This is a genomic window from Lacipirellulaceae bacterium (assembly GCA_040218535.1).
GTDB lineage: Bacteria > Planctomycetota > Planctomycetia > Pirellulales > Lacipirellulaceae > Adhaeretor.
In genome coordinates this window covers 1,318,308-1,338,215 of the sequence record JAVJRG010000005.1, presented here as the reverse complement: position 1 = coordinate 1,338,215, position 19,908 = coordinate 1,318,308, and the positions used below count along the sequence as shown (strand labels likewise).

Sequence of the window (19,908 nt, the reverse complement as noted above, 5' to 3'; positions counted from 1 at the left end):
TCAATCTTCTGCTTCGGACGTTATTCGATAGGGACAGAACCTATTTCTAGGTTTTTCTCTGTGAGCAATCGTAGCTCACAAAATGCCCTATTTCTGCACATCGTATCCGATTGGACCAATCAGTCCTGGCGTTGACGTAGTCCGTGGTGGCGTAGCCGAATTAACCGCAGGCTGCTGTGCGGTGCGAAAGTGCGGGTTGTATTGACTATTCTGCTGAGGCACCTTCAGATTCTGGTAGGGTGATTGGAGCTGTCCCGGTTGCTGGTAGCCCGGTTGCTGGGCAGCTTGCGGCATAGCCCAGGGTGCCCCATAGCGGCTTGCACTAGGGTCTGGAAGCTCTTCACCTAACTGACCAGCCCCGCGAGGTTGGTTATTCAGCTGCAGCTCTGCAGGCTTCGGTGCCGCTGGCGGAACTTGCTCTGTTTCAATTGGAGCGGTTCCAGCAGTCGGCTCAATCGGTGCCTGCTCGAAAGTCATCGCAGGCTGATCCGCTGGCGTTGCTGGTTGATCGCCTTCTTGGACGTATCCGTAGGAAGGTCCGTACTCAGTCGCCCCGGGTGTAGGCATACCAATGGGACCAGTTTCGGCATAACCTCCGGCGGTCTCATGACCGAGTGGAGTCTGCAGGTTCACAGTGCAATTGTCGCTGTAGCAACCGTTGCAATTGCCAGTGGTGCAACCACCTGTAGCACAGCTACTCGTGGAACAATCAGCTCCACATGCTCCTACCATGCTGCCACATGGGCCGCAGGAAGGAACTTCGATGTATCCCTTGCCGTAAAGTTCGCAATGCGAAGGAGAAACGGTTTCCATGCCGGGTCCGCACTGAGGCACCTCATGGGGGTCGAGTCCATCGGCGAATTCAGGAGTCACCATGATCAAGAGTTCAATCTCGTTGACTTCTTCAACGACCCGACGGAATGGGGCTCCGATGTAAGGCAGGTCAGAGATGAAGGGCAAACCACGGTGGCTCGCATCAATTCGAGTCTGAATAAGACCCGCGAGAGCGAGCGTCTGGCCAGCGTTCATTTCAACGCCCGTATCGACCTCACGAACGCGGAGTGCAGGAACTTCAAAGGTATTGAGCGTCACGCTCCGAGAATCGTCAATTTCGCTAACACGTGGGCGTACTTCGAGACGAATCCGGCCATTGCCCAGTACGATAGGCACGAAATCAACCTGAGTGCCGAAGGCTTTGTACTCGACGGCTGTTTGACCAAGACCCTGTGGAATGATCACTGGGAATTCACCGCCGACATTGAAGTGGGCAGGTCGCCCGCTGACGGCTACGAGCGTTGGATCCGCGAGAATCTTCGCCATGTTGTTTTGTTGCAACGCGTCGAGGAAGCCAAAGAAGGAGTCGCCCCCGTCAACGACACTGAACTCGACAGTTTGGCCTTGGCCGGGAACCGAGCCAGTCGCACCCGCACTGGAGACCGCAGACAGGATACCTGCCGCACTCGAGGCGAACACGTTACTACCACTGATCTGAGCAAAGTCGAACCCTAAGCGACGTAGCTTCGTTCGCGAAACTTCCATCACCTTCACCTTGAGCAACACTTGCTGAACGCCGCCAACACTGATGTTGTTGACGACCTTAGGTGCGTAGTCTTCAGCGAGCGTGCGGATCGTGCTGACGATTTCCGGACGATCGACCTGTCCTTCAAGCACGAGGCTCTGTGAGAGCTTCACGACCTTAAGCGACGACTCTGGGAACATCCGTTTGAGCGTCATGTCCAACTCACGCACGTCGCCGAAGATCAGCAAGTCAACGGTATAGACTTTTCCGTTTTCGTCCCACAGGTTGATCTGCGTGACGCCGGGCTTGCGGGCGGCGATCTGCACCTGGTTCTCACTGATAGGCGTCGCAGTGACCAGCTCAGGATTCGTCACCACCAACCGCGGGATACGCGTCTCGAGTGTGAGAATCCGGCTCGTATTGACCGTCATCTCTAGGCGATCGTTGGGCTGCGTGATCTCACGGATCACTGACGCTTGCCCCTGAGCAAGAGAAGCTGGTAGCAACGCGGCAATCGCAAGAAGGGCGACCATGCCTGCGGAGTGAGAACGTCGCAAAAGCCAAGTCCGTGGCGAAATAGATTGGTACATCCTTGTACTTCCTTGTGGGTCGTGTTCGACTCCCGAGCGGGATCAGGTGTCGGTGCTTTTGCAGGCGAGGCCTCGTGCCTAACCGCGGAAAAGGGTAATTGAAAAGTCCTCTAGACTTTGGATCTCAGTTACTTCTTGCCCACTGATTACTTGATGTTCAAGTCAATGGGAAAATCTGCATCTTCATCGCTCTCAATGGGCTCACTCGTCTCGTCGCTCGTGACGACAGGCGTGGTGAGCGGGGCTTGTGTGCCACTAGTGAGAATGGGTTCCCCAGTGGCAGTGAACTCGATCGTTGAGACTTCGTCAGGATAAATGATCTTCATCTGGAAGGCTGGCTGCGGCTCAGGAATATTCTGCTGAATCGCCGCCTTCATCGCTTCGAGATTAGGACTGGTTTCTTGGGCCACTGCGGTGCGTTCCATCTCGCGATTGTTCCCTTTGCCCGTGCCGAGAATGGTTTCGATATCGACCTCATTCTCGCTGATAATCGATTCGTCGTCCGCGTTACGCGGAATCAGGCTGACATCGCCCAAATTCTCGGCGAGTGTGATCGTATTCGCTTGCTTCGGGGTTACGACCAGCGAGACGGTTTTAGCGACCGTTCGCGATTCCTCACCATCGGCAGAGCGTTCGACCTTTTGATCGACTGCGAAGACGCGGATATTCTGAAGGAACACTTTCGTGCGTGGGGTATAAATCCCCTCGCGTTCGTTGCGCGAGATAAAGATCTGCAGGTCAACGCGGTTACCTGGCAGTATCAGACCAGCCGCACTTTTGCGAGCATCCACGGAGATGGTCTTGATACGCATGTCGGCGGGAATGGCGCCGAGCGTGTCGATGTGCTGTCCCTTCGCCAGCAAGTGGCTGTCCAGCAGAGGTGAACCCTGCAGAATCGTTGCGCGAGGGCGACGGTCTTCAAGATCTTCCCAAGTGGCAATGGCTCCGACGGGAACCTTTTCCTTGGGCCACTCTTCAAGCGTGACGAGTGTCTCGTCGATCGGATCGCCCAAATTAATCGTCTGGACCGCAACGTAGATCGGTACCGTCTCGACTTGGGCAGGCTTGCCTTTGCTATCGAGGACCTGGCTAATGCCGATCGAGGCAACAAGGCCGCAACCGAGCGCAAGAGCTAACAGGACAAGTGACTTGGGACGCATCACACCCCCCCGGGGTAAAGCGAGAGTTTCCAGTTTTGGCCGACGCTTCCTCGTCGGTTTGGCTATTCGTCTCTCTGCTAATCTTGGTTTGAACTGTTCTAGTGAAACTGCCGCCTGCACTTCTTAGTGCGGGCTACCTTGCCAGCGGCGTCATCTCTGTGTTTTCATTCGTGCTAGCGCAACTACCCTACGTGCGGGAGGTCGCGCCTTGTCGGTATCTTCGGCATCGCCCGGATAATCGGTCCAATCAAAACGACTAGAAATCATCGGTTCGCTGCTACCTTTTAAGTTGGAGCAACTAGCGCTGGATCAGACCAGCATTCCTTCCCAGGCGAAGTAGCCAATCGAGCCAATCGCAATGGGAATTCCGTAAGGCAGCAGGAACATGCGTGGCTTTCTCTCAGCAGCGATTTCCGCTAGCTTCTCGGGGTCTTTCACCGTAGCAATCTCATTGAGGATGCCCCAGAACTGGTCCTTGTGCTTGTTCCACTGTCGCTTATAGAGCACCATCCCGAAAGCAATCACGCCGCCAACGATGGCCGTCCAGGCGAAAGCGTAAAAGGTCGTTTCGCTCCACATCCACGCTCCAACACCGGCCATCAGCTTGACATCGCCAGCTCCCATACCGCCAATCGCGTAGAGCGGCAGCAGCAATCCTAGCCCGATGGCAGTGCCAACCATGCTCCACCACAGCCCTTCAATCGGGGGATATCCGGTGAGCATCGCACTGTAGGCCCAGCCGCTGATGATCATGGGAAAGGTGATGGCATTGGGCACTTTAAGCTTGATGCCATCAATGACAGCGGCCACGACCAACGTGATCGTCACGACCCAAACGGGCCAGTTCTCACCGAGGTTGGCCAGGAATGCTTGTGCGTCGAACATGAGGGGGAACCTTCGTTAGATAATTGATTGCGAGTGAAGTTTAGGGAGTGTTCGCTGCTTACCAGCGAGGCATGAACAGGCAGGCCATCACGGCTGAGACGGAAGCAACTCCGAAACAGATCGTGTGGCAGGCTAGTCGAATAAGTTCTTCAGGTAGTAGAGAGGTCATTTGCTGATCCTCCTCAGGTAACAGTCGCGGAAAACTCCCTAACGCGATGGTGGGTCGGGAGTTCGCCAAGAAAAAATAGCCCACAAATCAGCTCTAGGCGCAGTTCGCCTAGAATTTACAGGCCGTTTTTTCGGATTCTTTTCACTTATCGCACCGAAAAAACCCCTGCGACGCAATCAGCGCCGCAGGGGTCGGTTTTTCTATCCCAAGAACAATCCATGTAGGGCGTCGGCAGTTGCTTAGCTACCAGTCGTGGTGCTCAACTGACCTGCGACAGCGTTGAAAGTAGCGCTGGCGTTGGTACCAATCGAGCGAATAGCAGTCAAGCAAACGATGATGATCAGGGCGAGCATCACAGCGTACTCAACGGCGGTGGGGCCGTCTTCCGACGCCAAAAACTTCTGTACCTTCTGTGCAAACTTCTTCATAGCAAATTCTCCGTTTTCGATGCTGATCACGAAGATCAGCACCCTACATGGTTGTCGGGACTTGTGTTCCCGTTGTTCGACCTGTCTCTCGCAACGTCTCCTCAGAGCAAGGGCTCTCAGGATTCGCGAGCCTGCACTCTTCGAGCGACAAGGCCGGGAAAATTAAAGTTTGCGTTACATCCCATCTCACCTAAGTGCTGCGTTGCCCTAAAGCAAAGCATCCCTTCGGCAGCCGGGCTAACGGCCTAACGAGAGAATCAAATTCTCCAGTAAGATCGCTCCCAAGCTTTGCGCACAAGCCAAATGGCCTGATTGCCTTTATCGAGGATGGTCACGCAGCAGGCTCAAAGTGTGAGCGGAGCCTCTCGCCTTCTAACTTCCGTGATAGAACTCGCATGACGAGACTAAGGAGAAAAGCACGTTTCACATTGGTAAACACCTGCAAGCGTTCACCGTTGAAGTCCTCAATTGCAAGCAACCTTGGACCTCACTTGAAACCTATGTCAGATGCTGCCCTAGTCAAAACGTTGTTGCGAACTCCTCATGCTTTCTCTGTCTGGCAGTCGTTAAAGTCGGAATATTGCGATTAGCGAGCAGGTAATGATTAGAGAATGCAACAGGTTTCTGAGCTTGTTGCAATCTTGCATCGTAAGTTTGAGTGGGCAAACTGCGCCTCTCCCGACCTTGAAGAGCAGCCTACGTCAGCCGTTTCGTAAGGATCTCACAGTGAGAGTTTCAGACCATCTCGAAAAGCTCGCGGCGGCTGACCGTTGGAACTATGCAGCGAATCCCCATGAATCTGCGACTGAGCCAGCGGCTTGGGCAGCGCTAGCGCTCGCCATGCACCGGCATCCCGCAGTCAAGCGATCGGCCCGTTGGCTCGCCAAATGTCAGCAGAAAAACGGCTCAGTTGGGGCAAGCCAAACACAGAGTACCCCACGCTGGCCGACCAGTCTTGCAACGTTGGCCTGGGCCTTTGCCGATCAGCAGAGCAAGACAGACCAGTTTCAGACCAATATCCAGTTAGCAACCCAGTGGTCACTTAACGACTACGGACGCACCGGACCAAGAAGTGGACAGGCCGGTCACGATACGACCCTGGCTGGTTGGTCATGGGCAGCCGACACGCACTCTTGGCTGGAACCAACCTGTTTTTTCGTCAGAGCGCTCACCGCGTTGGGCTACGCTGATCATCCGCGCGTGAAAGTCGGCGTACAAATGATCGCTGATCGACTGCTCCCAGAGGGAGGATGTAACTACGGCAATACGTTTGTTCTCGGGCAACAACTTCTCCCACACCTGCAACCTTCGGGGATCGCCATGTGGGCAATCGCTGAGCATCAAGTCAGCGACTCTCGTATTGAGCAGACCTTGGAGTACCTGGAACGCTCGGTCGCAGATAATCTGGTGACACCCAACTCGCTTTCATTCGCTCTGCTTGGACTGACCGCGTTTAATCGCCGGCCTCAAAACGCAGATCAACTTGTAGCCGATCACTTCCGACGCCTCGAATCGAAGAGCAATCCTGGCACCTACCATCAGTCGCTGCTGCTACTAGCCGCACTCAGGCAACCTTTTTCATTGTCGAGCCTAGCAGTTCAGGCACAGACGGCTTACGCAGAGGCACTTCAATGAGCGATCTTACCAGGAAAAACCAATCAACTAGCTGGAAGCCGTGCCGCCGAACCGTTTTAGCCACTGGTGCGGCAGGCGTCGCTAGCGTTGCTGCCGCCAAGTACCTTCCTAGCCAAGACCGATCGAACGCCGAAGTGTTCATCGCACGCGGCCAGTCCTACGATGGCCCGCTCGTGCAAACCATTCGCGACGGACTCAACGCCTGCGGTTTTGATGGGAAACGCTACCGGGGCAAACGCGTCTTACTGAAGCCCAACCTCGTTGAACCGTCTCGCGAGCGTCGTCATATGACGACCCACCCTGCGATGATTATCGCCGCGGCCGAAGTCTTCCGAGCCTGGGGGGCAACCGTTACCGTTGGCGAGGCACCCGGCCACGTGCGAGATACGCAAATGGCGCTCGTCGAGTCAGGAGTTGGCGAAGCACTACGGGATGGCGGACTTGATTTCGCCGACCTGAATTATCAGGCCGTGAAAGCAAAGCGTAATCGCGGCGGCTTGAGTGCACTGCGAGAAATCTACTTCCCCGAAAGTGTGCTCACGGCAGACCTCGTCGTCTCCATGCCAAAGATGAAGACCCACCATTGGGTCGGTCTCACCTGTGCCATGAAAAACTTTTACGGCGTTCTGCCGGGCATCAAGTACGGCTGGCCCAAGAACGTACTGCACCACAATGGCATTCCCCAGACGGTCGTCGATATCAACAGCACCCTGCCAAACACGTTGGCAATCGTCGATGCGATCGACTGCATGGAAGGAGACGGCCCCATCATGGGCAGCCTAAAAAAGATGGGGCTCGTTTTGGTGAGCCAGTCCCTTCCCGCGGTTGATGCCACTGCCGCTCGCATCATGCACCTTGATCCAACTGCCGTGAGCTACTTGCGAATTGCCCCCCGTTCGCTAGGAACGATCGTTCCCCGACAGATTGACCAACGGGGCGAATCGATCAAAAGCGTCGCGAGTCCATTTCAGATTCTCGATGAGCCCCATCTACGCCAGCTCCGTCCTGCTGGTGCTGACTTTACCTAGCGAAGGATCGCGGTTTTGGAGAATGGTGTTTAAGCGAAGACGTAGTCCGTGACACCAAGAGATCACAAAAAAACCCTGCCGGGGAAGGCAGGGCTTTCTTGGATGTGCGAGCAAAGCCTGCTCTTAACTGGATTCTTCTTATCGGCGGCGACCGTAGGTACCGACGCCGCAGAGGGCGAGACCGAACAAAGCGAGAGAGGCTGGTTCGGGAATCTCGTTTGGATCATTCTCAGGAATGATGATGATGTCAAAGCCCTTCTTGTCAATGAAGGCGGTTGTGCCGGCTTCGCTGGCCGCAGCCAGTGTGTTGTTTAGAACTCTACATCTACACCAGTCACGAGTTGGCTTCCGAAGAATCCAGCGACGCCAGCGGTCAGGTCAAGGCTCCACGGTCCCAGAGGCGGAACAGTCGTAGCCAAGTCAAAAGACTCAAACCCGGAGACGGGTGGCAGGTTGACTGGAGCGATAGGTGCACCGTCCAAGTGGGTCACGGTCACGAACATGGTTGCACCAACGAAAGCATTCGTCGCTGCAGTGCCAACACCAGTCAGAGAATACTGTCCAAACTCACTCAGCGAGATCGACGTAATGCCAACCTCCGGGCGAGTGCGTACCGAGAAATCAAGTTGGCCATCGGTTAGATCCGCACCACCATTAACACTGGATGCAGAGAAAGCTGCCGTTGGGTTAAAATCAAGGCCGACGAGAAACGGACTTGGTGCACCGTAGAGAGGAGTCGGGTCCGTGCCCGAGTCTTCAACGATGTCAGTAAAGACGATCCCGGCAGGCGGGATGGCTACATTTGGATAAGAAATCGGTGCTGCGTGGGCAGCGGAACAAACAAACAATGCGAGCGCAAAGGTTGCGAGGACTGCAAATTTTGTGGTCTTCATTAGACTTCCCCAACTCCAGTTAAGATCCAGATTCCGTGATGATTTGTGATAACTCGTATCTTCTGGCCCAAGAGGAGCGATTTGCCCCAAATCATGCATGAGCGAACGAAGCTAGCACTTAACGCTTTCGCGGATTATTCCCTCACACAGCCCCAGAATAAGCATGTGTTGCGGAGTATGCAATCGATTTGCTTGAAAAAAGTCGCGAATCTTTCGCTAAATCCTCCCTAACCCTCCGAGATTACAGTCACTAGGAACATTGAACACAACCTCCGCTGGAGGGGAAAAAGGCTGTATTTGTCGACAATTCTGACAATTCTCAGCCCCCGACACTGTCCCTTCCAGGGCAGGGTAAATATGTCCCTGGGCGGAGAAAAAATTCTGCTTCTGGACGAAAAACTCGCTGCTGTTCTAGAGAACGCCTAGTCTGAGACCTTTTCGCCTGCTGGAAAGCCGATCGCTATCAGAATCCAACATATCCCTGAGATTGCAGCCGGGACCGCCCAGAATGAGTCCCACCCTTGGGAGAGATCTGACGAGAGAAGTTTCCCCTCAGCAAAGCCGGCCAACAACGAACCCGCTAGGTGGCCGAGTCCCGAAGAAACGATCACGAGAAGCCCTTGCGCCGTCGCCCGATGCGAGGATCCTGCCACCCGATTCACATGAACTTGCAACGAGATGCTGACAAACGTGTAGGCAGCACCGTGTAGCAGAATCGCCAGATACATCAGCCCAACTCCAGTTTCTCCAGCAACCGAGGTTGAGAGCGCGGCCATACAGACATAGCGAACTACCCAAGCAGCAACCCCTACTAACAAGATTCGCTTAAGCCCCAGGCGAAGTAGCAAAGCCGGAAGCACCAACATGCAGGCGATCTCGACCACCTGCCCTAGAGTCATCTTTGCCGCGGCATGCTCCAAGCCGTACTTGTTGAAGAAAGGATTGCCGTACCCGTAATAGAACTGAGTTGGCAAAGCTGCCAGGAAAGCAACCACAAGGGAAATCAGCATCGTAGGTTGTCGAAATAGGACGAGGGACTCGCTGCTAAACAGCCTACTTAGCAAGCTCTTTCTAGGTAGTTGCTGAAAATTCCTCGAACCAGTTTGGGAGAGCGTGGGTGGTGTATGGGGAAGGAACAGGCAAAAGAGACCAGCGACGATTTCCGCCCCAATGCCTAGTTTCAGCGGAGTTATTTGGTCTTCGATAGAAGTGCCGAAACCAGCTTTCCAGGCCCAACCGACGCTGATCCCCGCACACACCCAACCCACAGTGCCCCAAGCTCGGATGATGGGGAATTCTCGCGAACTATTGGCTCGGTGATAAAAAACCAGCGAATTGGTCAGAGAGTAAGTCGGGCTGTAGCAAATAAAGAAACCCACAAGCCCTAGATAAAATGCCGTCTGACTTCTCGCTAGAACGACCCCCATCAAGGCTGCCCCACCTAGAAAATGCAGCAGCACGAGAAGCCGCTCGGCAGCGATATATCGATCTGCTAGCCAACCACTTACGAAGGGAGAGACCAAGGCACCGATTGCCGAGGCGCCCATCGCAAATCCGGCAAATCCAGGACGGAACATGCCTGAACCAAGTTCCCCGGTATTGGCTGTGATGTAGCTGCCTAGCGTGACCGCCCAGAGCCCGAGGCTGTAGTGTTGCAAGAACATCGCAGCACACAGCTTCCAGCGGACTGCCGACTCGGTGCCAAGATTGGTTTTCCCAGTCTCAGTCGGCCCAGTCTCAGTCGGCCCAGTGCCTGTCGATGTAGAGGTGGCCTCGTCGGAACTCGATGAGGCCATTGGAAGACCAGGACATTGCAAGAAGTGGAGGATACCGGGCTCGAACCGGTGACCTTTTGGCTGCCAGCCAAACGCTCTCCCAACTGAGCTAATCCCCCGCGGGAAGGCTGCATTTCGCTGGCTGCAAACTCAGCAAAACACAGCACTTGGGATAATTCGGCTCTTGGCGTGGACGCCGTTGAGTCGAAAGGTGAAACTATCACCGAGTTTAAGGATTGTCAACGTGTCCCGAAGCAGACGCTGGGCCGCGCGAGGCGTGGCTCGCGGGCTAGCTTCGCCTTTGCGACTCAATAGCCTACTTTCAACTTTCTATTCGCTACTTTCACATTGTCAGATGCTGCCGCTAAACGCCGACATCGCTTGATAGCCGCCGCTAAGGTGCTGCTCGCAGTAGGGATTATGGCGTTTCTGCTCTACCGGCTGCAAGGTGAGGATGTCTTCAATCGCCTGCTCAACGAGCCCAAAGACTGGCAAAGGCTGGTTCTAGCACAAGTCGCCATACTCACTGCTTTCTCGATTAGTTGCGTGCGTTGGTACTTCTTAGTGAAAGCTCTGGGGATCAAGTTTCACATGAGCGATGCCTTCCGGCTGGGATCGCTCGGATTCCTGCTCAGTCAGGTGTCGCTTGGAAGCATCGGGGGCGACCTGTTTAAAGCGCTAGTCATCGCCAAGGAGCAGCCCGATCACCAGACCCATGCGGTGGCCAGTGTGGTCATCGATCGAATCGTAGGGCTTTACGCAATGATCCTGATGGCCAGCTTGGGCCTCGTGATCGCCGGTGGTCTCGGAGAAGGCTCGGAAGACCTACGCATGATGGCCCAGATCGTGGCGGTGGCCGCGGTTTTTGGGACTGTTGGACTGATTGCCCTGTTTGTCCCGGCGACGACCAGCGACTCCGTTCGCGAGTCGGTCGAGAAGTGGCCCGTCGTCGGGGATACCGTTGCCCAACTCGTGGACGCGGCAAGGTTATACCGCGACCAACGCCGGACCGTTTTTTTGACGATTCTTCTTGGCCTCTGCACCCATCTCTTGCTCGCTACGGGGCTCTGGTCGATCGGAAAAGGTCTCCCGGTCAGTTCGCCTGACTTTGCAACGATGCTGCTGATTGGCCCCATCAGCCTTTTCGCCGGGGCACTGCCAATTACCCCCAGCGGTTTGGGCACCTTCGAGGCGACGGTCGAGTCGCTACTAACGATGACCGGAGCCGCGAAGGGAGACGGCACCCTAGTCGCCCTCACCTATCGAGTGATGACCTATGTGGTTGCGGCCGTGGGGGCTGTCTATTACCTCAGCGCGAAAAAATCCATCGACGCGACGCTCCAAGACGTCGAAGAGGGGCTCGACGCGGAAAGCGGCAAGCTCGACCCAACCGATCTGGCTAGCGGCGAATTGCTCTAAGTAGCTCCCATCGCTGAACCAGAACCCCTGGGGAACGCTCTGAAATCTCGTTATGCTGAGCGTTTTGAGTTCATGAACCCTTCAAGAGTACTTCGGCGACCTGTTAGGTCGCGGTTGCTCGCCTTGACATCGAATCTATGTTTCCCCCCGTCGATAAAGACAAAACCTTTCCGCAACGCGAAGAAGCCATCCTCGACTTTTGGAAAGAGAATGGCATCTACGAGAAGACTTTGAAAGCGCGGGCCGATGCTCCGCCCTTTGTGTTCTACGAAGGCCCGCCGACAGCCAACGGCATGCCCCACCCTGGGCACTGCCTAACTCGGGCGATCAAGGACTTGTTCCCGCGTTACAAAACAATGCGGGGATTCCGATGCGAACGTAAAGCAGGCTGGGACACCCACGGCCTGCCCGTCGAGGTTGAGGTTTGCAAAGAACTGGGCATCCACAGTAAAGAAGAAATCGAAAACTACGGCATCGAGCCCTTCATACAGCTCTGCCAGAAAAGCGTCTGGCGATACATGCAGGAGTGGGAACGCCTCACGGAGCGGCTCGGCTTCTGGGTAAATCTCGAAGACGCTTACGTCACTTATCACCAAAGCTATGTCGAAAGCGTCTGGTGGAGCCTCAAGCAACTTCACGAGCGCGGCTTACTTTATCAGGGCCACAAAATTGTTTGGTGGTGGGCCCAAGGCGGAACGGCACTATCGGCAGGCGAAGTCGGTCAAGGCTATCGCGAGGTGGCTGACCCGAGTGTGTTCGTAAAGTTTCCTCTCCTTGAAGATGGTCAGGTTTCAAAAACATCACTCGTCGTTTGGACGACCACTCCTTGGACCTTGCCCTCGAACCAGTTCGCGGCAGTTCATCCCGAAATTGAGTATGCCACCGTTGAAGATACCGAAACGGGCGAACTGCTGATCCTCGCCAGCGACCTTGTGGAAGCGATTGCAACAAAGTCGAAGCGAGAGCTGAAGACAATCGCTACTTGCCAGGGCCAAGAACTCGTCGGACGACGCTACGTTCCACCGTTCGAGACTTACTACACACTCGCCGGGGCGCAGCATCGGCAATCGCTTTGTAGTGAAGAAGTCCCCTTCAAGCTCGGCGGTGCTCAGCGTGGGAAACTGAAAGACGGCTCGGAAGACTACTTGGCGTGGCGAGTCGTAGCCGCCGATTTCGTGACCACCGACAGTGGCTCGGGCGTGGTTCATCAAGCGCCGGCTTTTGGCGAAGTCGACTATGAGGTCCTGGTCGCTGAGCAAGCTCGCTTCGACACGGGCGAAGGGCCGACGCTCATCAACTGCGTCGGGTCCGATGGCAAGTTCACTGACGAGGCCCCTGAGTTCGTCCGCGGTCGTTGGGTGAAGGATTGCGATAAGGACATCAATCGCAATCTCAAAGAACGCGGCCTGCTGTTCCACCAAGAACAGTACCTGCACGATTACCCGTTCTGCTGGCGGGCTGAGGAAGACCCGCTGATCCAGTACCCGCGGGAAAGTTGGTTTATCAAGACCACCGCTTTCAAAGACGCGATGCTGGAGAACAACTCCCATATCAATTGGCTACCCGAGCACATCAAGGATGGCCGTTTCGGGAAGTTCCTCGAATCGAACGTCGACTGGGCACTCAGCCGCGAGCGATTCTGGGGTACCCCTTTGCCCGTATGGCAATGCAATCGGTGCGACAAACAGCAGGCTGTTGGGAGCTACGAAGAGTTGCTTTCGAAACCGCTAGCTAGAGGAAATGAAGTTTGGGAAGAAGCCAAAAAGGCGAACCCAGAGCTACCAGACGATCTACGCGTTCATAAGCCATACATCGATGCCGTAACCTTTGAATGTGAAGAGTGCTTCAGCGGTCGCATGCACCGCGTCCCCGAAGTGATCGACTGCTGGTACGACAGCGGTGCGATGCCGTTTGCACAGTGGGGTTTCCGGGGCCAAGAAGTCGGACCCGAACGCGACCGCTTCGAGAACCAATTCCCGGCGGACTTTATTAGCGAGGCCCTCGACCAAACGCGGGGTTGGTTCTATTCGCAGGTTGCCATTAGCACGATGCTGTTTGGCCAAGGTTCAGCTAACGTCAATCCGCAATCCGCAATGCCAAATCCGCAATCGCCACCTCATCCCTTCAAGAACTGCATCGTCCTCGGCCTGATGCTCGGCGAGGACGGGCAGAAGATGAGTAAGAGCAAGCGGAACTACCGCGCTCCGAACGAGATCTTCGACCTCTACGGTGCGGACGCGCTTCGTTGGTACTTCTTCGCTAACCAGCCGCCATGGACTTCGATTCGTTATAGCGAACAGGCAATCAAAGATAGCGTGCCCGAGTTTCTACTACGGCTCTGGAACGTCTACAGCTTCTTCACAATCTACGCCAACATTGACGAATTCGCTCCGGACGGGCTAGGGGCCAGGGGCCAGGGGCTAGGGGATTCATTTGTAGAACAGTTCGGCGAGAGCAAGACTTACCGGGTAGCTTCTGAGCGTGGCGAGCTCGACCGTTGGATTCTCAGCGAACTGAATCGCACAATCTCCACCGTCGTCGATCGGATGGACGAGTACGATAACTACAACGCCTGCCAGGCAATCATTGCTTTCGTTGACGCGCTATCGAACTGGTACGTCCGCCGCAGCCGCGACCGGTTCTGGGCAAAGGATAAGCAAGATCCCGGGAAGCTTGACGCCTACTGGACGCTTTACGAGTGCCTGCTAACGACCACGAAGATGATCGCACCGTTTGTGCCTTTCTTGGCGGAGAGTCTCTGGCAGCAGCTCTCGCTGGACTCTGAAGAGAGCGTGCACCTTTGCAGCTATCCTGAAAGCAACGCTGAGGCGATCGATGAAACGCTTTCCGAGCGCATGGACCTCGTCCGGCTGATCTCGTCGCTCGGACGCAACGCTCGCACCAGTGCGGAGCTAAAAGTCCGCCAACCACTGGCCAAGGTCGAGGTCATCCTCGCCGATCCGGCGCACCAAGAATGGCTCGCCGAACACGCCGCTGTCATTGAAGAAGAGCTCAACGTCAAAGCGGTTGAATTCAGCGATCAACCGGAGAAGTACGTTGACTATCAGGTGCTGCCAAACTTCAAACTGCTGGGCAAGAAACTCGGCAAGCTAATTCCGAAAGTGAAACAAGCACTCGGCAAGGCCGACGGCGCCGCGTTGCTTGCCGAAATGAAGGCGAACGACAAAGTCACTCTCGACATCGAAGGCGATTCAGTTGAGCTGACCGATGAGGAAATCGAAGTCCGACTCACCGCCAAAGAGGGCTGGGCGGCAGCGAATGACCGTGGCGTTGTTGTCGTGCTTGCCACTGATCTTACCGAGGACCTCATCGCCGAAGGTTTAGCACGTGACCTTGTGCGTGTGATTCAGGATCGACGTAAGGAACTCGGATGTGAATTCACTGATCGAATCGAAGTCGGTGTCGTTACCGATTCTGAGTTGCTCAAGCAAGCCGTCGAACAATTCAACGAGTATTTGGCTAGCGAAACCCTTAGCGAAACAGTGAGCGCTGAAGGACTTTCCGACGTCGATCCTGTCGAAATTAAAATCGGGGACCACACTGCCAAACTCTTCGTCGCCGTTACTTGCAAGCAATAGAATCGCTTTTCCGCTCACCATGCCAGCCACCTCACAAAAAATGACGATTGCCGTCCTGCTGTCTGGTGGCGGACGGACGCTTGCGAACATTCTAGAACATACCAAGGCAGAGCAGTTGCCAGTGGATGTCCGACTCGTCATTTCCAGCACCGCGAAAGCGGGCGGATTGAACATCGCCGAGGAGGCAGGAATCCCGACCTCAGTCTTCGACCGTTCCGAGTACGACTCCGACCTCTCCTATGGCGAAGCAATCTTTGCCGCCTGCCGCGAAGCGGAAGTCGACTACGTCGTGATGGCGGGCTTCTTGAAGCTCGCTCCAGTGCCCAAGGACTTCGCGGGGCGGGTTGTCAATATTCATCCGTCACTTATTCCTGCCTTCTGCGGCCACGGCATGTATGGGAATCGCGTTCATCAAGCGGTGCTTGATTACGGTGCAAAGGTCACAGGCGTCACAGTCCATTTCGTGGATAACGAGTACGACAACGGGCCGATCATCTGGCAGCAACCCGTGCCGGTGTTCGACAATGACACGGCTGACACTCTGGCGGCTCGTGTGTTCGAAACTGAGAAAGATGCCTATCCCCATGTCCTCAAGTTGCTGGCCGCCGGTAGAGTGAAACTCGAAGGTCGCAAAGTAACTATTACCAAGTAGCCGCGAGCTAACAGTTCGCCGGTGCCCTGCTCTGCCGCACTCTTTCATGAACGCTTCGCAAGCTCTCGACGACGCCAAACGCCTGATGTGCGACATCGGTGAGCGGATGTATCAGCGGCAACTGGTTGCTGGTAGCGAAGGTAATCTCAGTCTGCGAAGCAAGGACAACGAAATCCTCTGCACCCCCACAGGACTTTGCAAAGGACGGCTTTCGCCTAGCGATCTTTGTCTCGTGACCCCAGAAGGCGACCCACTTGCAGGAGATCGCTCACCCTCCAGCGAAATCAAACTTCATTTGGAAATTCTGCACGCCAGAAGCGACATCCAAGCAGTTGTTCACGCACACCCACCGTACGCAACGACACTGGCCGTTCTCAAACAGCCTTTACCCCGTGCGGTGACGCCGGAGTCGGAAGTCTTTTTTGGTAAGGTGGCGATTGCGCATTACGAAACGCCCGGTACAAAAGCTTTCGCGGAGACGGTCTTACCCTTTCTTTCAGACAGCAACGCCTGCCTGTTGGCACACCACGGAGGCGTGACCTACGGCAACAGCCTCGAGCATGCCTATCACCTGATGGAAATGCTCGAAGCTCATTGTCGCACGATTTATTTGGCTAGACAGCTTGGCGAAATCCCGACGATCCCGGCAGGCAAGCTACCCGAGTTGGTGGCATTGAGGAAGCAACTCTACTCCTACGAATAATGAGTGAGCATGGGCACTGAAGACTACCAGCAACTTGATGTCATCGCGGTGGGCGCTCACCCTGACGACGTGGAAATCGCTTGTGGCGGCACGCTCGCCTCGCTCGTACAGCAAGGCTATCGCGTTGGGATTATCGATCTCACCGATGGCGAGCCGACTCCCGGTTCTCCAGGACCCGAGGTGCGTTTGGAAGAAGCGCGCAGAGCGGCAGAGGTGCTTGGCGTTCACGAACGCATCACGCTTGATCTGCCGAATCGAAGATTGTTCGATAGTTTTGAGGCACGCGTCGAACTGGCGATTGAGTTTCGCAAGTATCGGCCAAAGCTAGTGCTTGGTTTCGGTGAGAAAACGCCCCTCGCCTCGCCCGATCACTGGCAGGCGATGCAGATCACCGACGCGGCAATCTTCTATTCGCGGCTTACGAAGTGGGACGAACACCTTGAAGGCCTGCCGACGCATCGTATCGACGCCCAGCTCTACTACACGCTCGCCTTCTACTCCGCCAAACCGATGGACGGTCCAGGGCAGATCGTTTGCGACGTGAGCGAAACGCTGGAAACGAAACTCAACGCCGTGCGTTGCTACGAAACGCAGTTTCCTCCAGAAAAACAGAACATCTTCCCGCGCGTCGAGTCTTGGGCGCGAATGCTCGGACAAACGGCTGGTTTCGAAGCGGGTGAGTTATTTGTTAGCCCTCGAACGCTAGGTACTAAGAACCTCATGGGCGCCGTGTTCGGCGACGTTGTTGTGTCGCCACCTAGCGAGACGAATCTTTAGATGCATCGAAGACTCCCTTGCATCAAATCCCTAGCCCATGGCGCAAGCCTTGGGTTCCGCAGTTTCAGTTACGCGCCTAAAAAAAGAACCCCCAACTCGCGCTGGGGGCTAGAGGGTCACTTAACAGAATTCTGTGCGCTTCTACTTCGCCAAGCTATCGCGAATCTCGCGGAGAAGCTGAACATCTTCAGGTGGCGCCTTGGGGGCTTCCTCTTCCTTCTTCTTCATCGAGTTCATCGCTTTGATGGCCATAAAAATGGCGAAGGCGATAATCAGGAAGTCAATCGCTGTGTTAATGAAAGTTCCATAGTTGATGGCGACCTCCTCAACGGCAGGCGTAGTGACATTGCCTTCCGCATCCTTCACCGCGGGCACAGCTTCCTGAAGTTTGTATTTCATTGCGGAAAAGTCGACGCCTCCGGTCACCAATCCGACTGCCGGCATAATGACATCGCCGACCAACGAGCTAATGATCTTGCCGAACGCACCGCCAATCACCACGCCGACAGCCATGTCCACCACGTTGCCCTTCATGGCAAATTCTTTGAACTCCTTGATCATTCCCATCGCGATTCCTCCAAGTTGAATAGTCAATCCGCGCCGCCTGAATGGTCGCCGCTCCGAGCCTCTCGATACTGCATCAAGCCCCCCAACGGGTTGCCAGCACGCGTGTTTTAACGCGATTGGGCGATTTCCTGCAACATGGATTGCAGTTGGGCCATATCGGCAGGAAGAGGAGCTTCGAAGTCCATTGACTCACCGCTCTTCGGGTGAGTCAGGCTTAGACGGTGAGCGTGAAGAGCCTGACGATCAAGCACGACCGTATCAGAGTCCAACTCGTCACGGAAATGCTTCACTCGGACTAACGCCCGCAGTTCTCCGAGAGTCAAGCGCGAACGGCCCCCGTAGAGCTTATCGCACAGGATGGGATGCCCCGCGTGAACCATGTGAAGCCGAATTTGATGCGTACGACCCGTCTTCGGTTCAGCCCGCACTAGCGAGAACCCCGGATAGCGCTGGAGCACTTCGTAGAAAGTTTCGGCTACTCGGCTGTCCGCATGATCGGCACGCAGTGCCATCTTTTCGCGACTCGACGGGTGAGGGCCGATAGGAAACTCTATCCGATCCCGATCTCGGTCGGGCCGTCCGAGAACGATTGCCAGATATTGCTTCTTGACCGTGCGATCCTGAAACTGTTGCGAAAGATGACGATGCGCGGCGTCGGTTTTCGCGACGACGATCACCCCGGTCGTATCGCGATCGAGACGGTGAACGATTCCTGGCCGAGTTTCGCCACCAACTTTGCTGAGGCTCTGAAATCGGTGAGCTAAAGCACTCGCCAAAGTTCCTTCCCAATGCCCCTTCGCCGGATGGACCACCATGCCCGCTGGTTTGTTCACGACGGCGATCGACTCGTCTTCGAAAAGAACTTCGAGTGCGATTGGCTCAGGCTTGGGCCCTGTGGGCTGGGCTGCGAGCAGAGTCAGCTCGACCTGATCATCAACGGCGAGCTTGAAGGAAGCCTTCTGTGACTTGCCGTTGACGGAACACTGACCTGCATCAATGCTTCGCTTAATCTGAACACGGCTGACTGCGGAGATTTGCTTCGAGAGGAAAGCATCAAGCCGCTGCCCGGCCTGCTCGGCTTCAACCTTAAACAGGCTCTTGGCCTCTTCGGGCTGGGGCTGAGCAGACATTACTCCGCTTCTTCAGTTTCGGCTGCGGTCTCTTCTTCGCTGGGAACCTCCTCGCTGGCATCTTCTTCAGAGGTCTCAGGCTCTCCCTCCGACGACTCGCCTTCCTCTGTCTCATCGTACCGCTTTTCGTCCTCGTCCGCTTCACCTAGTTTACCTAGTAGTTCTTCAATCGAGCCCTTCGTGATCGCTGGCTGCTGCTGGGCGTCCGTCTCAGGTAGGTCCGCGGCGAAATCGGGCCTTACACCCGGGAGACCGCCACTAAGCGAAGCGGGTTCTGGCAAGTCGGCGGTCGCTAGCCAGTCCATGGCTTTCTGGTTCGGTTCGGACTCCAAAACTTCGAGTCGCTGCTGAGCAACGGTCTCGAAAATTCCACGAACCGCGGCGTAGGCCTTCTTCGCTTTTTCAGGCTCGTTTTGCATCTCGTACACGCGGGCCAAGCCGAGTTGTGCCCTGTTTCTGACGCTCTGCTGGCTGGCAGTCGTTGAAAGCTGATCGTAGACGCCCACGATCGAGTTCAGCAGCTCCATCGACTTCTCACGTTGTGACAGATAATTCGTTGAAGCGACTAATAGCTGACGATCCGCCCAGGTAAGATACGCCCACTGCTGCCCCGCGGCGGTATAGTCCTCGCTTGCAGCCGTCTTACGTACTTCTGAATAGTCTTGAAACGCGGGGGTCGAATCGCTCGTCGTGAGGGCCGTTTGGTAAGCTTGCCAGAACTCCTGCTCTTGCTGAGCTTGCTTGGCGGACCAGTAGCTACCTGCGAGGTAGCCCCCAAAGAGAAGCCCAATTCCAAGCAGAATGTAAGTGGTATACGGCTTGACGCCTTCAATCCACACAGCGAGCTTCTTCGCCAGATCGTTGGTTTCCAGCTCGTGACGGTGTTCGGTCTTCATCGATACTTGCCTAATTCTTGTCTTGCCTGGTTCGTCTCGTGGTTTCTGCCGAAGCTAGTGTCTCGTCGGCAAGACCGAAGTGT

Annotated in this window: 16 protein-coding genes, 1 tRNA gene and 1 riboswitch; of the genes, 7 read left to right on the top strand and 10 right to left on the bottom strand. The window is 55.4% G+C overall.

Annotated elements, in window-relative coordinates; genetic code table 11:
• Positions 1–87: 87 nt before the first annotated feature.
• From RIB44_05705 to RIB44_05690, 4 genes are all read right to left on the bottom strand, one after another.
• A complete protein-coding gene (locus tag RIB44_05705) occupies positions 88–2,109 on the bottom strand; it encodes a pilus assembly protein N-terminal domain-containing protein (protein ID MEQ8616069.1) in 2,022 nt (673 codons plus the stop codon).
• A gap of 146 nt (positions 2,110–2,255) precedes the next feature.
• Positions 2,256–3,269 carry a Flp pilus assembly protein CpaB gene (gene cpaB, locus RIB44_05700; GenBank protein MEQ8616068.1) on the bottom strand — a complete coding sequence of 338 codons (1,014 nt, stop codon included), beginning with the start codon at positions 3,267–3,269 and terminating at the stop codon, positions 2,256–2,258.
• A gap of 309 nt (positions 3,270–3,578) precedes the next feature.
• Positions 3,579–4,154, bottom strand: coding sequence for an A24 family peptidase (locus RIB44_05695; protein ID MEQ8616067.1), 576 nt, complete (start codon positions 4,152–4,154; stop codon positions 3,579–3,581).
• A 408-nt stretch (positions 4,155–4,562) separates the two neighbouring features.
• On the bottom strand, positions 4,563–4,751 hold the full coding sequence (locus RIB44_05690) for a Flp family type IVb pilin (protein MEQ8616066.1): 189 nt from the start codon (positions 4,749–4,751) through the stop codon (positions 4,563–4,565).
• A gap of 224 nt (positions 4,752–4,975) precedes the next feature.
• Positions 4,976–5,078, bottom strand: a riboswitch (cyclic di-GMP riboswitch).
• 399 nt (positions 5,079–5,477) lie between these two features.
• Between RIB44_05690 and RIB44_05685 the strand changes: the two genes are divergently transcribed.
• Both RIB44_05685 and RIB44_05680 read left to right on the top strand, forming a co-directional pair.
• The gene (locus tag RIB44_05685; GenBank protein MEQ8616065.1) at positions 5,478–6,386 is read left to right on the top strand and encodes a hypothetical protein; all 909 of its coding nucleotides are present in this window, start codon (positions 5,478–5,480) and stop codon (positions 6,384–6,386) included.
• Positions 6,383–7,414 carry a DUF362 domain-containing protein gene (locus RIB44_05680; protein ID MEQ8616064.1) on the top strand — a complete coding sequence of 344 codons (1,032 nt, stop codon included), beginning with the start codon at positions 6,383–6,385 and terminating at the stop codon, positions 7,412–7,414. Before RIB44_05685 ends, RIB44_05680 begins: the two co-directional genes overlap by 4 nt.
• A 311-nt stretch (positions 7,415–7,725) precedes the next feature.
• Here the strand turns inward: RIB44_05680 and RIB44_05675 are convergent, their stop codons facing one another.
• From RIB44_05675 to RIB44_05665, 3 genes are all read right to left on the bottom strand, one after another.
• A complete protein-coding gene (locus RIB44_05675; protein MEQ8616063.1) occupies positions 7,726–8,307 on the bottom strand; it encodes a hypothetical protein in 582 nt (193 codons plus the stop codon).
• Between the two features lie 422 nt (positions 8,308–8,729).
• Entirely contained in the window at positions 8,730–10,103 is a 1,374-nt protein-coding gene (locus RIB44_05670; protein MEQ8616062.1) for an MFS transporter, read from the bottom strand.
• Between the two features lie 25 nt (positions 10,104–10,128).
• Positions 10,129–10,201, bottom strand: a tRNA-Ala gene (locus RIB44_05665).
• Between the two features lie 229 nt (positions 10,202–10,430).
• On the opposite strand from RIB44_05665, the gene RIB44_05660 reads away from it, so the two are divergent.
• The 5 genes from RIB44_05660 (at position 10,431) to RIB44_05640 (ending at position 17,232) form a co-directional block, all read left to right on the top strand.
• The gene (locus RIB44_05660; protein ID MEQ8616061.1) at positions 10,431–11,501 is read left to right on the top strand and encodes a lysylphosphatidylglycerol synthase transmembrane domain-containing protein; all 1,071 of its coding nucleotides are present in this window, start codon (positions 10,431–10,433) and stop codon (positions 11,499–11,501) included.
• A 137-nt stretch (positions 11,502–11,638) separates the two neighbouring features.
• Positions 11,639–15,100 (top strand): isoleucine--tRNA ligase, encoded by a 3,462-nt coding sequence (gene ileS / locus RIB44_05655; protein MEQ8616060.1) that lies wholly within the window; start codon positions 11,639–11,641, stop codon positions 15,098–15,100.
• Between the two features lie 19 nt (positions 15,101–15,119).
• Positions 15,120–15,752 (top strand): phosphoribosylglycinamide formyltransferase, encoded by a 633-nt coding sequence (gene purN / locus RIB44_05650; GenBank protein MEQ8616059.1) that lies wholly within the window; start codon positions 15,120–15,122, stop codon positions 15,750–15,752.
• A 46-nt stretch (positions 15,753–15,798) separates the two neighbouring features.
• The gene (locus RIB44_05645) at positions 15,799–16,455 is read left to right on the top strand and encodes a class II aldolase/adducin family protein (GenBank protein ID MEQ8616058.1); all 657 of its coding nucleotides are present in this window, start codon (positions 15,799–15,801) and stop codon (positions 16,453–16,455) included.
• 9 nt (positions 16,456–16,464) lie between these two features.
• Positions 16,465–17,232, top strand: coding sequence for a PIG-L family deacetylase (locus RIB44_05640; GenBank protein MEQ8616057.1), 768 nt, complete (start codon positions 16,465–16,467; stop codon positions 17,230–17,232).
• Positions 17,233–17,373: 141 nt separating this feature from the next.
• Here RIB44_05640 and mscL read toward each other — a convergent pair whose 3' ends face one another.
• The 3 genes from mscL to RIB44_05625 all read right to left on the bottom strand — a co-directional run bounded on the left by mscL (position 17,374) and on the right by RIB44_05625 (position 19,825).
• Positions 17,374–17,799, bottom strand: coding sequence for a large-conductance mechanosensitive channel protein MscL (gene mscL / locus RIB44_05635; GenBank protein MEQ8616056.1), 426 nt, complete (start codon positions 17,797–17,799; stop codon positions 17,374–17,376).
• 107 nt (positions 17,800–17,906) lie between these two features.
• Positions 17,907–18,929: an RluA family pseudouridine synthase gene (locus tag RIB44_05630; protein ID MEQ8616055.1), complete on the bottom strand. Its 1,023-nt coding sequence runs from the start codon at positions 18,927–18,929 to the stop codon at positions 17,907–17,909.
• Complete coding sequence (locus RIB44_05625; protein ID MEQ8616054.1) at positions 18,929–19,825, bottom strand: hypothetical protein; 897 nt, start codon at positions 19,823–19,825, stop codon at positions 18,929–18,931. Before RIB44_05625 ends, RIB44_05630 begins: the two co-directional genes overlap by 1 nt.
• Positions 19,826–19,908 lie beyond the last annotated feature (83 nt).

Excerpts from the sequence above, each read along its gene's own strand:
- RIB44_05640 (MEQ8616057.1), top strand. The coding sequence starts at position 16,465 with ATGGGCACTGAAGACTACCAGCAACTTGATGTCATCGCGGTGGGCGCT.
- RIB44_05675 (MEQ8616063.1), bottom strand. The coding sequence starts at position 8,307 with ATGAAGACCACAAAATTTGCAGTCCTCGCAACCTTTGCGCTCGCATTG.
- RIB44_05630 (MEQ8616055.1), bottom strand. The coding sequence starts at position 18,929 with ATGTCTGCTCAGCCCCAGCCCGAAGAGGCCAAGAGCCTGTTTAAGGTT.
- RIB44_05680 (MEQ8616064.1), top strand. The coding sequence starts at position 6,383 with ATGAGCGATCTTACCAGGAAAAACCAATCAACTAGCTGGAAGCCGTGC.
- RIB44_05670 (MEQ8616062.1), bottom strand. The coding sequence starts at position 10,103 with ATGGCCTCATCGAGTTCCGACGAGGCCACCTCTACATCGACAGGCACT.
- RIB44_05690 (MEQ8616066.1), bottom strand. The coding sequence starts at position 4,751 with ATGAAGAAGTTTGCACAGAAGGTACAGAAGTTTTTGGCGTCGGAAGAC.
- RIB44_05705 (MEQ8616069.1), bottom strand. The coding sequence starts at position 2,109 with ATGTACCAATCTATTTCGCCACGGACTTGGCTTTTGCGACGTTCTCAC.
- purN (MEQ8616059.1), top strand. The coding sequence starts at position 15,120 with ATGCCAGCCACCTCACAAAAAATGACGATTGCCGTCCTGCTGTCTGGT.
- ileS (MEQ8616060.1), top strand. The coding sequence starts at position 11,639 with ATGTTTCCCCCCGTCGATAAAGACAAAACCTTTCCGCAACGCGAAGAA.
- RIB44_05625 (MEQ8616054.1), bottom strand. The coding sequence starts at position 19,825 with ATGAAGACCGAACACCGTCACGAGCTGGAAACCAACGATCTGGCGAAG.
- RIB44_05645 (MEQ8616058.1), top strand. The coding sequence starts at position 15,799 with ATGAACGCTTCGCAAGCTCTCGACGACGCCAAACGCCTGATGTGCGAC.
- cpaB (MEQ8616068.1), bottom strand. The coding sequence starts at position 3,269 with ATGCGTCCCAAGTCACTTGTCCTGTTAGCTCTTGCGCTCGGTTGCGGC.
- RIB44_05695 (MEQ8616067.1), bottom strand. The coding sequence starts at position 4,154 with ATGTTCGACGCACAAGCATTCCTGGCCAACCTCGGTGAGAACTGGCCC.
- mscL (MEQ8616056.1), bottom strand. The coding sequence starts at position 17,799 with ATGGGAATGATCAAGGAGTTCAAAGAATTTGCCATGAAGGGCAACGTG.